This is a genomic window from Varibaculum cambriense (assembly GCF_022133705.1).
GTDB classification, from domain to species: Bacteria; Actinomycetota; Actinomycetes; order Actinomycetales; family Actinomycetaceae; genus Varibaculum; species Varibaculum cambriense_A.
In genome coordinates, this window is record NZ_JAKNHJ010000022.1 from 21990 (window position 1) to 36721 (window position 14732).

Annotated in this window: 7 protein-coding genes; all 7 read right to left on the minus strand. The window is 52.1% G+C overall.

Going from position 1 to position 14732, the window contains the following annotated elements:
* Nucleotides 1-11 precede the first annotated feature (11 nt).
* Entirely contained in the window at nt 12-3635 is a 3624-nt protein-coding gene (locus tag L0M99_RS09325; RefSeq protein WP_024059540.1) for a right-handed parallel beta-helix repeat-containing protein, read from the minus strand.
* Between the two features lie 31 nt (nt 3636-3666).
* Nucleotides 3667-4635: a hypothetical protein gene (locus L0M99_RS09330; protein ID WP_024059541.1), complete on the minus strand. Its 969-nt coding sequence runs from the start codon at nt 4633-4635 to the stop codon at nt 3667-3669.
* Complete coding sequence (locus L0M99_RS09335; protein WP_038109261.1) at nt 4632-7457, minus strand: GDSL-type esterase/lipase family protein; 2826 nt, start codon at nt 7455-7457, stop codon at nt 4632-4634. Before L0M99_RS09335 ends, L0M99_RS09330 begins: the two co-directional genes overlap by 4 nt.
* Before the next feature lie 461 nt (nt 7458-7918).
* Nucleotides 7919-9199, minus strand: a complete 1281-nt coding sequence (eno, locus tag L0M99_RS09340; RefSeq protein WP_024059543.1) for a phosphopyruvate hydratase — start codon at nt 9197-9199, stop codon at nt 7919-7921.
* A gap of 113 nt (nt 9200-9312) precedes the next feature.
* Nucleotides 9313-10017 carry a hypothetical protein gene (locus L0M99_RS09345; protein WP_024059544.1) on the minus strand — a complete coding sequence of 235 codons (705 nt, stop codon included), beginning with the start codon at nt 10015-10017 and terminating at the stop codon, nt 9313-9315.
* A 59-nt stretch (nt 10018-10076) separates the two neighbouring features.
* On the minus strand, nt 10077-13829 hold the full coding sequence (mfd, locus tag L0M99_RS09350; protein WP_238128425.1) for a transcription-repair coupling factor: 3753 nt from the start codon (nt 13827-13829) through the stop codon (nt 10077-10079).
* 105 nt (nt 13830-13934) lie between these two features.
* The gene (locus L0M99_RS09355; RefSeq protein WP_024059546.1) at nt 13935-14543 is read right to left on the minus strand and encodes a hypothetical protein; all 609 of its coding nucleotides are present in this window, start codon (nt 14541-14543) and stop codon (nt 13935-13937) included.
* Nucleotides 14544-14732 lie beyond the last annotated feature (189 nt).

Consider the following 14732-nt stretch of genomic DNA (forward strand, 5'->3'; position numbering starts at 1 on the left):
CAGCGCGATTGCTATTGCTCCTTAGTGCGTCGCCGAACAATCGCCATTCCCGCAGCCCCGAGCGTTAAAGCTGCGAAAGCTGCAATACCTGCCAGGCTACCAGTAGTAACCAGTGAACCCCGATTCTGTCTGACCGCTGTAGTCGGTTTGTTGGGGTTCTTCTGCTTCCCATCAGCGACTGTTCCGCTGTCCGGCTGAGTCGGATTGTCAGAGGGAACTGTTCCCGGTTTCTCGGGGTCAGTGCCTGGCTTAGGATCATCCTTCTGATCAGCGGTAAATGTCCACTTCACAGCGCGGGTAGCCGCAAATGAATAATCATCACTAGCGGTAGCGGCAACTGTCACCGATTTACCGGGAGCCACCGTCTGATTTTGCGCGTCATAGCTCACGCCGACAGTGGTGGGAATCTGAAGATTTCCAGTGTCACTGGCAAATTCAGGGGTGGCGGGCACCGTGAATTTCCATTCGGTGGTGGCGCTTTCTCCCAGTTTGTAACCGGCTTTCGCTTTTAGGGTCACCACCACGGGGCCAGCCGGATAGCTATCAGCTAACGGGGCTCCATTAACCAGATATTCGATACCTTCAACCTGCGGTAAAGTAACTTTAGCGGTAACTTTGTCTCCTGCCAGGCTCAGGGCAAATCCTGGAACTTTACCTTCCACATATCCTTTATCGGTTTGCGGATCTTGACCCGGAGTTGGAGTATCAGGGTCACCGGTAGCAGTTCCCGGTTTCACGGGGATAACTTCCGTATCTACTGTGCGATCAATATAGGTGATAGTGGGGCTAACGAACATCGATGGTTGGGCGGGCGTTCCGGTAGATTCAGCAACTACCCGCACATAGTCCCCTTTAGAAACCCGTATAGCATTCGCATCATTGGCGGTGAAATTAAATTCGCCATCCGGGCGAATCTCTTTCTTTTCTAAAGTCAAAGAACGTTTTTCACTTCCATTAACCAGCAGTTTCACGGTGACTGTTCCGCCGGTAGCATCGCCTTGACGCAAGAATGGTTCCGCAGGTTTACCTGCCGCCGCATCCTTTACTTTGAAAGTAATATAACCGGTCTTGGGAGCCCGCCACGCCATTGCGGTTGCGCCCGCAGACGTCGGGGAATCAGAAAGCAAACCGTAGAGAGTGCTCCGGTCGGCGGGAGCTAGTTGGGCGCCGTTAATACCTGGCCCGTAATACTGGTCTACCTGCCAGTTCGGCCATGCAGGGTCAGCTTTATCGATATTTACCCATTTACCATTAGCGCCTGTCTGCTTTTGCCCAAACCAGACATTTCCTTGCACGTTATGGGTGTAGTCATCCAGCCAGCTATACACGTTATCTATCGACAGCAGGAACTCGCTGGTAACTTTGCCATCTAAAGAGGTAATCTTTAGTTTCATTCCCGCTGCCACCAGGGCGTCCTCTGCCTGAGCGTTACCGGCAGCATCAACTATTTGCGCTTTACCCTCTACAGTCAGGTTAGAGAGCACTTCCGCAATCGTGCTGGGACTCTTTTCCGTTGAGGGAACGTGAATAGTATTTCCAGCTTTATACGCACCATTCTTGCTGGGTACGGTTTCTCCGTCAGTTACCTGATAGGTGGTGCTAACCAGTTTTGCAATATCGGTAACGGTTGCTGGCGGGAGTGGTTTTTGATCGGTAGAGACTGCCCCAATATCAAATGGGTTGGCAGTGCGTCCAAAGAAATCAGTACCTAAAGCAAAGCCGTTATCGTCAACTATTTCTTTACCTTTCCCAATTGCTGGCGAGTTAGCGGCTAGTTTGTAACCATCAAAGACCGTGGTCTTGGCATCCGCTTCGGCATAACTTAACCCGGGGAAATAGTGGGGGCGTGCTTTCATATCAGTGGCAGCATCACTGGGAGCTTTCCCCGGATCTGCCAGTACCGCGCTGCCTTTACTTACTTTTACGGGATTGAGGTCGCTAGCGGGATAGTTAGCGTAGTTGTAGTAAAGGTTATGGGAGTAAGTTACCTTGGCATTCCCATCAATATCTTTTGGATCCCAGGTGATATGTCCTAGGGGATTCCAAGATTCAGTGCGGGGTTGGGCACTCATATTGTAGAAAATATTATTTTCTACTTTCATCGTTCCTTGCTGAGCTTGCGCAGGGTGCAAAATCGAGGATCCTGCTTTCAAATAGAAAGTATTGTTGTAAACATGCGCATTCGGATACTTTCCGCTATAGCCTCCATCCCAAAAAGTTGGTGAAAGCGCCCCGAGGGAATCATTTTGCGCAATATTGAAACGGAAGGTGGAGTTTGCTGCCTGATCTCCGCAGAACATCACCGTTCCCCCAGAGTTATTGGCGGAATAGTTGTATTCGTAGACGGTACCGTCACCTGAGTCCGCATCCCAGGGCATTCCGTCACCGTTACCTTTATCGGCATTTTGGGTATTGAAACCCTCGTTGAAGCGGAATACGGCATCTTTTGATTTCCACGGCCAGATGGAGGCGGCTACGCGCCCTCCCGTCTTAGCAAATTTTCCGGGAGTATCTTTCGCAAAAAGATAATCGGTAGTGTTCATCTGGGTAGCAATCTCGGTGGCTACATTGCTTTCAACTACTGGCTTATACCCGTACATGGCGGTAATCGCGTCACCACCAATATTCTTAATATAGTTATTGCTGATTACCACATTTGTGGAACCATACTTGGTGATGACTTCACCAGGAATCTGTATACGACCATCAACGGCAACGCTGGCGTAAGCACTGTAAACAGCGGCTATCCCCCAGCGTCCGGAGTTTTCTACCCGGTTATTGATAATCTGTAAATCATTAAACCGGGGATATCCTTTTTCGGGTTTGTCCAAGGCAGGCTTAAATCCCGGAGTCTTACGTTCAGCCGCTGGTTTCATCTGGTCGCTGGCGATTAGGGAACTGAAATAAATCGCACCATTAACGCTGTGTTTATTGTAGATATTACCTTTCACATCATGGACGTAAAGGTTCTTTAGCACCACATGATCTAAGGTTCCCTGGTTTTGCGCAATCCCGGCAATCCCGGTGCGGTCAAGGGCGCAGTTATCGTTATAGGCGCACCCGTTTTCTTTTCCGCTGCCATCTTCGAGCCGTTTATTGGTGATTTCTAGGTCGCTAAGCTCGATATTTTCGGCGTCTTTTAGCATTACGGTAGAAGAAACCGCATCCTTAGCCAGATAATGCTGACTGTGTCCCAAGGTCAAACCATAGTCAAGTTTCCACTGTCCCTGACCATTGGCGGCAATTACCGGTTTATCGCCCTCGCCATATGCCGAAATCACCAGGGGCGCTCCATCACTATCTGCCTGGTAGGCACAGGTAGTGCCGTCATTAAACTTGAAGGCTTTATCGCCACTGATACACAGATGCTGGTTGTTAAAGACATCCCCGCGTTTTAACAGAATCTTGTCACCGGCGTGCAGCGTCAGTTTATTGACAGCCGCCAAGGTCTTAAGGGGTTTAGCCTCAGATTTTCCATCATTAGCGTCATTACCTGCTGCGCTCACGTAATAGGTAGTGGCAGGAATAATTTCCGCCTTCACCGGGGCAGCCACTGCCGGCAACTGAGACAGGGCAACCAAACTGGTGGCAAGCACTGTGATACCGGTAGCTTTAGCAAGTTTCTTCAGGTTCATCTTTCCCCTATCGCCTGCTGGGTAACCAGCTCTATTTACTGAAAGTGTCTTTAACGAAAGCAACTACGCTTTCTTGATTTATCACCGTTTCCATACCCTGAACCTGTCGAGCTAACAAGTCGTAATAAATCTGGGTACGAAGATCAACTTTGACGCTGGGTGAGATAATCTTCCACTTTTCTTCTTCCGAGGAAAGCTTAGCAATTTCTTCACCAAAATCCCAGGCGTTGGCCAAATAGTGATCTTTAACCTGCCGGTCGCTAACCCCCATCCCGGGGGCTTGTTCAGCATTAATATATTGGTCGCGCAGACCGCTGAGGTATTTCGAAAGATAAACCGATAACTCTGGTTGCTCGCCCTCGAAAGCCGGATTCCTCGCGGCGGTTGCGGCCTCGCTAGGGGTGCTCCCTTCTCGCCAAGACTGCAGCGCCTCTTCCCAGGTGGGGGTGTTCATTTGTCCCCCTAGCACCGCCTGTCTATAGGCAGCGTGCTGCCCTTCTAATAAATGTACAGCCAGGCAAGCAGCATATTCAACCGGTTTGCTGGCGCTCGCGCAAAACTTTTTACTGGCACGCGAATACGCTTTTTGCAGTACCAGCTGTTTACGTTCGTTCTCGGAGTTAGCGCTGGGGGCAGCGTTTAGGCGAGTACATTTAGCTTGATTTTTTTGCCAAAAGTCAGCGCCAATAGAGTTTTCTCCGCTGGCGCAATCAGCTATTACCTGGGATTTAACCTCTGAGAGGGCGTATTTAAACTCGGCAGCGCTCACCTTTTGCCCGGCGATAGTTACCCCTGGCAGTTGGGGTTTTTCATTTCTCGCTTCGGTATCTGAGCGAGATATCCACACAGCCCAGATAACAGTCCCCACCAGAGCGCAAACCGCTACCCCGATAAGTAAAGCGACATAAACCGCCCTCCCTCTAGGAAACCTAGACAGGCGTTGGCGCTGATTCTTTAATTGATTTTTGGCTAAAGCGGTTTTGCCGGCGCGCGATTTCATAGGCGCTTAAAGCGTAACGCTACCCCCGCACCCGCAAATAACGCGGCCGCAAACAGATACCCCCAGGGGGAAGCACCGGTGCGGGCAAGATTGCCTGCGGTAACGTCGCTAGCGGAGGATTGGGGCTGAGGGCGATTCTTCGACTTATCCATAGAACCTGGCGTACCCGGCGTAGTCGGGTGAGCCTTTCCGGGGTTACCGGTAGGGTTATCCGCTGGTTTATCACTAGCTTCCGGTTTTGGAGTCTCAGTACCTGGTTTCGGAGTGTTGCCACCGGGGTCTGGAGTCTCGCCCTCACCGGGTTTGCCGGGCTGGCTGGGATCTACTACCGGAGGTTTAGGTTTATCGCAATCCAACTTTTCCCGAGTCGGCGCAGTCCAGCTCCAGATTGTTTGCGCTCCAGCAGGAATGACATATCCCGCTTCCGCTTCGGCTTTGATCCGCAGAGTTTGTCCGTAATCATAGGTGAACGCCCCATTGGCTTGGGGGGATATTTCTTTACCATTTACAGTCACTGTATAGCGCACGCCCTCTTGTAGTTTTACCATTCCAGAGGGCTTTACGCTGCAGCTAACCGGGTCTTGAGCTGCGCCATCAGCATTTGAGGAAGCCGCAGGGGTTACCAGTTTGGCTGCGGGGTCATAGTAGTTCAAAGCGGCGATTCTGCGCCCATTGGGAGCGGGAATTCCCGATTCTTTCAGCAAGAACTTGCCTAGCAGCAATTGCCCTTTATGGTTCAGGCTGCCCTGACCATCGACAATGTCACTATAGTTAGTGTTCTTTGCTTGCAGCTTTTGGAAGTATTGGTGGGCGGCAATTGCCGGTACTTCCTCGTCAGCAGCTATCTGTAACATCTCCGCGGCGTATTGGTCGGCCTCGGCGCTGGCTTCAGCAGGCGTAACTAGCACTACGCGGATTCCGTCTGCCTTGGCCTGGGCAACCAGCTGTTTGATATTGCTCTTAAAACTGTCAAGCGTTTCATAGGGCTGCCCGGCGGGATTTAGCGCATCGGGTACGAGGTATAGCACCTGTGGCTTATGACGTTTTACCTGGCTGTCATATGCGGCTTGCATTTTGGCGGTGGTCTGCCCCGGATAGGACGAATTCACTACGAAACGCGAGCGAGCGGCAAGCTGCAGCCCGCTAGGGTTAGCGTCACAACTTTTACCGTTACATTCCCAGCTCACCACTTCGTCAAAAACTTCGGTGGCGGATTTAGCGGAAATATCGCCCTCGCCCCCATAGATAGTATCCGAACCTAAAAATACCCAGGTGTTGGGGGTGCCCTTACCATTATGGATAAAGGGAGAAATCACCGAATTAACCGTAGGGGCACCGGCCTGTTTAGCTATTTGCTGTTCGCTCAATACCTGATTCGAAACCGCTGCGTAATCTAATACTCCGGAAAATGAGCTCTCGGGAGTGGGATTTGTCCCCACCCGCGCCGCGCACAAGGTTACATAATCTACCGAGAAGTTATTTAAGGTGAGGGCGTTAGCGCCGCCAACTCCCGTACCTTTCAACGGCAGTACTTTTACTCCATCAAGATAGTAGTCGGCAGTACCGTCAGTAATGTTTACGCTGACAGTATGGAATTTTCCGTCAGCGACGATGGGTTTTTGTAACGTGAAACCGTCAAGATTACCGGTTTTGAATTGACGCTGAACTTTAAACTTTCCACCCTCCGCAATATCGAGGCGCAGCTGCAGATTAGAGTCCTTATCAGCAAAGGAAATAAGGGTTCCGGTCTGGGTGGAGGTGGCTTTGAAACGCACCGTAAAGTTCTGTTTGTCAAAGAGTGCTACCTGAGCGGCTTCGTCATCTTTTATCTGCGGGGTGCAAGATTCACTGGTGGTCTGAGCGTGATTGAACACCAGGTTTGCCTGGTGTGGAGGTTGTTTGTTTAACGCTTCGGGTACGTTTTGCGTCACTGGCACCTCGGTTAGGGGACTTCCATAACGCTCTACGTATGCTTTGGAAGTATTGGCTAGCGTTGAATTTTCATTCCAGATATTCAACTGTTTTACCAGGAATTTCGCCCACTCGAGATAGCCTTGCGCACTGGGGTGTACTCCATCGGCTTGCATCCAGCCGTCAGAGTTATCTGGCGTGTGCTCAGCTTGCCAGAATTTTTGGACATCCAGCAGAATCACTTTCTTTTCTGCTGCCACCTCCCGGACAGTCTGCATCCACGTATCGAAAGAGGCGTGTCGCCCGTCAGTGGGATAGTTTTGGGTTTGCAACACCGGAATTGCACCGGAGGCGCGAATCTGATCGATAAAGTATTCGAGATTTTGTCGGTAAGTATTTTGTTCAACCCGTTCCTTGGCAGGGGCATTTACCGAATCGTTCATCCCCAAAGCCAAAAAGACTACGTCAGCGCCTTTATCAAGGACAGATTGTTGGAAAGCTTGACGCAAATACCGGGTAGTAGAGTTAGCCACCCCGGTATTCATTACTAAATCGTTAGTGCGTCCTATGCCATTAATGGGGGTCGAATGTAGATACGAGTTGAAATACTCGCTGAAGCGCCGCAAACCTTCACTGGTATTAGCGCCATGAGTTATGGAATCACCAGTAAATAGCCAGGAAATAGGGTTTTCTTGCGCCAGTTTGGCCTGTAGTTTTTCCCAATCAGCTAAGGACTCGTTAGCTGGGGAAGCGGTATTTTCCGGAGTATTGGCTTTAACCTGTGTGGGCATTGCCCATTTCACAGAGGGAACACTGGCAGCCTCGGCGGGGGTAGAAACCCCCACCCCGATCCCAGAAAAAAGCATCGCTAAAGTTACGCTAGCTGCCGCTAAAGACTTCTTCATCTTCATCTATCCCCAGCATTCTTCGTTACCCGCTGTTCGTTTACATTATTCGCGAAAAGCTTACGCCCTAAAGCGTCTTTCCTGCGAGATTCGTCAGCGAGTTAGTTGGTCTTCGGCTTCCTTGCTTATTACTTGTCTAACTCTAACCTCACTTTTGGGGTAAACCCCAAAAGCGCATGATTACCCCACAATGCTATCAATACTTTTTACCCGAAAGAATGGAGGTATTTAACTTCTGATTTGGTTCAGTTGGCTTAGCTGGAAACCCGGGATTATCTCGAAGAAACCCGACAACGCGTTCGCGCGAACGTACATCACGTGAATTAAGGGCTAATACCCGAATACAACGAACAGATTTATCTGCGCTTAATGCTTAAAAACATAAAGGGGTGGGTCGAAAGAAATATCTTTCGACCCACCCCGGATGCTTTAAGCTAATCGCCTATCAGCTGCATAGGCATTGCAAACTAGGCTTTAAAACGCGGGAATGCGTTCCGCCCAGCATATACCGCAGCGTCACCCAGTTCGTCCTCGATACGGAGCAGCTGATTGTACTTCGCTACCCGCTCGGAGCGTGCCGGAGCACCGGTCTTAATCTGACCGGAGTTAGTGGCTACCGCCAGGTCAGCGATAGTTACGTCCTCGGTCTCGCCACTGCGGTGAGAAGTCATGGACTTGTAACCGGCACGGTGAGCATCCTCAACCGCCTGTAGGGTTTCAGTCAGGCTGCCAATCTGATTCACCTTCACCAGTAGAGCGTTAGCTACGCCCTCTTTAATGCCGCGAGCCAGACGCTCCGGGTTGGTTACAAACAGGTCATCGCCAACCAGCTGAACCTTGTCACCGATATGCTCGGTCAAAGCTTTCCAAGCATCCCATTCGTCCTCGGATAGCGGATCCTCGATAGAAACAATCGGGTACTTGGCGACTAGTTCGTCGTAGTACTTTACCATGTAATCAGTATCGCGAGGCTCGCCCTCGAACAGGTACTTGCCATCTTTGAAGAACTCGGAAGAAGCCACATCCAGAGCCAAAGCCACATCTTTACCCGGCTCGTATCCAGCTTTCTTGATCGCCTCACAAATCAGGTCGAGAGCTTCCGCATTGGAGTCCAGATTGGGGGCGAAACCGCCCTCGTCACCCAGGCCGGTCGATAGACCACGATCTTTAATAACGCCTTTCAAAGTGTGGTACACCTCGGCGCCCATACGGAGAGCTTCCGCGAAAGAGGCAGCACCAATAGGGGCAATCATGAACTCTTGAATGTCCACATTGGAGTCAGCGTGAGAACCACCATTCAAAATGTTCATCATCGGAACCGGCAGCACGTGGGCATTGGGGCCACCCAGGTACTTGAACAGGGACACCCCTGCTTCCTCCGCTGCAGCATGAGCAACAGCCAAAGAAACACCCAAAATAGCGTTAGCACCCAATTTGCCTTTGTTAGCAGTGCCATCCAGATCCATCATCATCTGGTCGATGGCGCGCTGATCAAAAGCATCTTCACCGATTAGCTCTGGGGCAATATCATCCATTACCGCATTAACTGCATCCTGGACACCTTTACCCAGGTAGCGACCTTTATCGCCATCCCGACGTTCCACGGCTTCAAAAGCGCCGGTAGAAGCCCCGGAAGGAACGGAAGCACGGGCAGAAGCCCCCGAATCCAACAATACTTCCACCTCAACGGTGGGATTTCCACGAGAATCAAGAATTTCACGGGCATTAATAGCAACGATTAGTGACACGGTCACGCTCCTTATAGATTTTGTTGATCACTTAATTACAGTCTACTGGAAGTAAAGGACGTCAGCAGGTTGCAAAAGTCCCTATCTTTAGGCACAGACGGAAAGAAAAATGTTTACTTAGCCGGCTGCGAACCTTGCGGCATTTGCCTTTGCAGCATTTGCTCCACTTTGGCAAAACTTTGCAGTTTCACTCCGGCACCCAAATCAGGTTCTAGCACCTGGATCCCGGTAGTATTCGACAATGCCTGAGTTAAGAGGGCATTAATTTTCAATCCCGCAGCCTGCTTGTCACCCTGTTTTTGCGCCGCCAGGAGCTTCGGCTGAATTCGCTTTGCTAAATCCGCAGATAACTTCCCCTGTTGCTGATCACTAGACAACTTTTGTAGCCGCCAGAAATCTAGGGTATCCGTAGAAAAGTCTGCCTGCTTAATGCCTGCTACTCCAGCTTCGGCAGCCAGCCACTTATTAATATCCGCATCGGTATATCCAGGCTGGTTACGCAATTCTTCCCTGGCGACCTTCATCGCGGATGCCCAAGAGGCAAGGTATTGGGACGGTATCTCGCCGCGCTCTAGGGAATCCCAAACAGCTTGCGGATACACTTCAGTTCCCAACTGTTTTTGAACTTGGGAACGCATCTGTTGCATATAGGATACGCGCTGTTCATCAGTGGGAGTGGCCGCATTAATCTCAGCTGCCACCTGTTCGACCGGAAAACTATCTTTCGCGGTTTCAGCGTTGGAACATCCGCTAAGCCCCATCCCGAGCAGGGCGGTGCCGGCGCAAATACCAATAACTCGAAGAACTCTGTTATTCATAAGACTGTCTTTCTGAAGCTAATAGCTAGGGTTAGCTTATCAAGAGGGCGCGGTCAGCTCTATTCTGGTGCGTCTGTTTTTACTTTTCCAAAGGGGGTCAGCACATTTTGTAACAACTTTGCCACCCACTGCGCTAGCGGTTCATCATGCAGAGCGCTTTGCCCCAATTTTTCTCCCTTAGGAGCTGGCACCAAGATTTGGCGTACCGCCGGCTTAATCACCGTTCCCGGATGCAGCCGCTTTATCCGCAGCATTTGCGAATCCGCCAAGCTAATCGGGGCAAAACGTACAAAACGCCCCTGTGCCACAATTTCCTTAATCCCTAGGGCACGCGCAGCCATCCGTAGCTTCGCCACCGTAAACAGTAGCTGCACATTTGCTGGTGGCACTCCGTAACGGTCAGTCATTTCTTCTCGCACCGCTTCCAGCTGTGCTTCCTCCCGCACGCTAGATAGCTTTTGATACATCTCTAGGCGCAGCCGTTCTGACTCCATATATTCAGGGGGAATATGGGCATCGATCGGCAGTTCAATCCGCACTTCACTATCGTCTGCTTCTGCTTGTGCGCCCTCTTTGAAACCGCGCACCGCCTCGGACACCATCCGGATATACAGGTCAAAACCAACCCCGGCGATATGGCCCGACTGCTGCCCGCCCAGCAGGTTTCCGGCTCCGCGAATCTCCAAATCCTTTTGGGCAACCGCTGTCCCCGCCCCTAAATCGGTATTCGCAGCGATAGTTTGTAAGCGTTCATGCGCAGTTTCGGTTAGCGGTTTATCGCCCGGATAGAAGAAATAGGCGTAAGCACGTTCCCGCCCGCGCCCTACTCGTCCTCGTAACTGGTGTAGTTGGGAAAGCCCCATCCGATGCGCCCCGGAAACAATTAGGGTGTTGGCGTTGGAAATATCTAGCCCGGTTTCTACAATCGTGGTGCAAACTAGCACATCAGCCTGGTGGTTCCAGAAATCAACCATTACTTGTTCCAGTTGCTTTTCATGCATTTTGCCGTGCGCCACCGCGATCCTGGCTTCCGGAACCAGTTCCGACAGATGCGCCGCTACCCGGTCGATCGATTCTACCCGGTTATGGACATAAAAAACCTGTCCGTCACGCAGCAGTTCCCGTCGGATCGCTGCCTTTACCTGTTTGTCCTGGTAAGCACCAACAAAAGTGAGCACCGGGTGGCGTTCTTCCGGCGGGGTCGAAAGGGTCGAAAGTTCCCGAATCCCGGTCACCGCCATTTCTAGGGTGCGCGGAATCGGGGTGGCCGACATAGAGAGCACATCCACATTGGTGCGCAGAGCTTTCAAAGTTTCCTTATGTTCCACCCCGAAACGCTGCTCTTCGTCAATAATCACCAGTCCCAGATTTTTGAACCCGACTTCCCCAGTAATCAAACTATGGGTTCCGATCACCAAATCGATTTCGCCGCCACGTAACTGGTCTTTGAGTTCTCGCGCCTGGGCAGGGGTAGAAAAACGCGATAGCTGCCCAATTTTTACCGGGAAGGGCGCGAAACGGTCACTAAAAGTTTCAAAATGTTGCTTTACTAGCAGCGTGGTCGGCACTAGCAAGGCAACTTGGAACCCTTCTTGGATAGCTTTGAAAGCCGCGCGCACCGCCACTTCGGTTTTGCCGAACCCTACATCTCCGCTGAGCAGGCGATCCATAGGGGACGGTTTTTCCATATCCGCCTTGACTTCATCGATGGTAGCGAGCTGGTCAGGAGTTTCCTGATACTCGAACGCGTCCTCGAGTTCCTTTTGCCAGGGAGTATCGGGACCGAATGCGTGTCCTTTGGTGGCCTGACGGGCAGCGTAGAGCCGAATAAGTTCTGCCGCGATTTCCCGGGTAGCTTTACGGGCACGGTTCTTGGTTTTCGCCCAATCTGCTCCCCCCATTTTGTTTAGCTGCGGAGCATCCGAGCCGGCATAGCGGGAAACCAAATCCAAAGAATCAGTGGGGACATAGAGCCGGTCACCAGCTTGTCCCCGCCGCGAAGGGGCGTACTCCAACACCAGATATTCGCGGGTAACTGCGTCTTGGCCTTTACCGATAGTGCGCTTGGTCATCTGCACGAAGCGTCCCACCCCATGCTGGGAGTGCACCACGTAGTCCCCGGGCTTTAGAGACAGGGGATCAACAATGGTTTTCCCCCGCCGACTAGCCAATTTGCGGGGAGCTTGTGCCAGGCGCGGAGAACGTCCAGTCAAGTCAGCCTCTGCCAATACCAGCAGGTGTGAGGCTTTCAGGGTGAAACCAGCCGCGATTTTACCGGCGGTAACCAGCACGCTTCCCTTTTCTATATCCGAGGACGTAGCTAGAGTGGCTACTGCACGGGCAGGCAGGCCTGCCTCGGAAAGATTAGCGGCGAATCGGCTGGCCAAGCCGCGTCCCGAACAGGAGAAAATCACCTGCCAACCGGCGTTTAGGTACTGCCCTAATTCTTTAACTGCCTGGTCAATCTGTCCGCGGTAGCCTTTGGTCGCCCTCGCGCCCATGCTAGTTTGACCGTTGTAAACATAGGTGGGTCGGGTAGTTTCGCTGAGCCCATTTTCTTCTTCGCCCCCGCTGAGTTCCTCCGTGAGAGTTACGGTCTCCGCGGCCGGTTCTTCCTCGTTTTCGGCATCCAATATATCTGCACTGGGCAGACCAGTTAGTTCCCACCAGCCAAGGCTTTTATCGAGAGCTTCTTGATTAAAATCATTGAGACTTTGGAGGGCGCGGGCAGCGCGGATCGGGATTTTTCCGCCTCCCGCCGCTGCTTGCCAAGCCGCCTGCTCAAATTCGTGGGAAGTGGCCAGCAAATCTGCGGCGCGGCGAGATACTCTCCCCGGTTCGTCAATCACGATAGTGGTATCTTCCGGCAGCAAGGAAACCACGCTTTGCAGCCCGGGAGCCAACACCGGGGCTAAAGATTCCATCCCCTGGACTGCAATCCCCTGGCTGATCAGTTCTAACATATCGGCCACACCTGGCAGGGAGGGTTGCAGCTCGCTAGCGCGCTGCTTCACCTGGTCGGTTAACAGCAATTCCCGACAGGCCGGCGCCCACACCCCGACAGGACTTTTTTCCAGGCTGCGCTGGTCTGAAAGGGAAAAGTAGTTTACTTCCTCTAGAGTGTCCCCAAAGAAATCTAAGCGCTGGGGATGAGATTCCCCGGGTACGAATACGTCAACAATTCCTCCCCGCACCGCGAATTGTCCCCGCGTGGACACCAAATCGGTTTTCTCGTATCCCAGCTCCAGTAGGCGGGTAGCTAGTTTATCGAGAGGATAATCTTCGCCCTCTAGAATTCTTAGGGGCTCAATCTCGGTTAAACCCGCTACTACCGGCTGCAATAATGCCCTAATGGGAGCTACCAGAATGGTTATCGCCTGCCCGGGGCCGCTGGTTTCCGGATGGGTCAGGCGGCGCAGGGCGGCGATTCGCTGCGCCATAGTGTCGGCACGGGGAGACAGCCGTTCATGCGGCAGGGTTTCCCAGGAGGGGAAGCGGGCAACTCGGGGCAGGTATCCCGCCAGTTCCGCCTCTACCTGTTCGGCGGCTCTGCCCGAGGCAGTTACATACAGGATCAGGCCGCGCCGCTTTTCCTTAGCCGCCTCAGCCTGCGCAGCTTTCTTAGTATTTACTGATGAGAAGGGTAGCGGGGAAAACTTTCCGCTACTTACCTCGGTTTGCGCCGCGGCTGCCGCGAGCGCCGGCCTTACTCCGGCAGGACAATAAAGGGACTGGACGCTATGGGGCTGGGAGAAGAACTTTTTAGCTGCCGGCTCACTAGCTACTTTTTCTACTACGGCTTGCAAACTCATCGTGTCCATCTTAGATGAGAGCGCTACCCAGGTCACTTTTACCTGTTTACCCGGGTAGGATCAGGTACGAGGACGCGCCCTCGTAATAACACAAATAGCGGCTGCTTAGGAAGTGTAAACGTCGAAGTGGTTTCCCCGGGTACCCCGGTCATAGACTTTTCCTGGCCCGCCAAAGGGAGTGTTAATCACAGTGCCTTTCGGAGCATCATTGGCAAGCACAATATAGCCGTCGGCGTCAGCTACATACCCGTTAGCATTCACGTGGCGGCCGGGAATCCGCAGTCCCCCACCGGGTAAGACTTTTTGGGAATAGTAGGTGAATTTATATCCGCTCCAATGCACTACGCCTGCTCTGCGTAAAGCTGCCAGGGAGTATTGCGCGCTGGAAGCACTAGCCCCAGCAGTACTTGCTTGCGAAGTTGGTTGCGGATTATCGCTGGTTAACGCAGTGGCAGGATCGGTTGTGGGGGATTCGTCTAAGACTTTAGCGCTAACTTTTTCTAAACCGTATTCTCCGCTTGCTTGAGCAACCGGGTTGGTTTTGGAAATGGTTTGCGTCGTCATTTCGGGTTGCGGTTGCCCGGCGGGAAGGGAAGCGGAATGCAGAGCGACTGCTCCCGAGGTACCGACTGCGGCTGCGATTACTGCAGTGGCTAACCCCGCCTGCCATAGTAGATGGCGGAATGGTTTCTTTCCTTGGCTATGACGTCCCACGATTTTCCCATTCAGTCGACAAAATAACCTGCCCGGTTTACCAGGCGAAAATCAGTCTAAACCATTATGCAATCATTTCGCTACCAAATCGTTACATTCGTAGCCCTTACCACAGTTTACGCAGAAAGCGTGGTTGAATTAGTTAGTCGCGAGGTGAAATCGTAATGGCCAAGAAAGCTCATTTAGGGA

Bases quoted from the DNA above. Each gene is read 5' to 3' on its own strand.
- L0M99_RS09330 (WP_024059541.1), bottom strand. From the start codon at position 4,635: ATGAAATCGCGCGCCGGCAAAACCGCTTTAGCCAAAAATCAATTAAAG.
- L0M99_RS09345 (WP_024059544.1), bottom strand. From the start codon at position 10,017: ATGAATAACAGAGTTCTTCGAGTTATTGGTATTTGCGCCGGCACCGCC.
- mfd (WP_238128425.1), bottom strand. From the start codon at position 13,829: ATGAGTTTGCAAGCCGTAGTAGAAAAAGTAGCTAGTGAGCCGGCAGCT.
- L0M99_RS09325 (WP_024059540.1), bottom strand. From the start codon at position 3,635: ATGAACCTGAAGAAACTTGCTAAAGCTACCGGTATCACAGTGCTTGCC.
- L0M99_RS09335 (WP_038109261.1), bottom strand. From the start codon at position 7,457: ATGAAGATGAAGAAGTCTTTAGCGGCAGCTAGCGTAACTTTAGCGATG.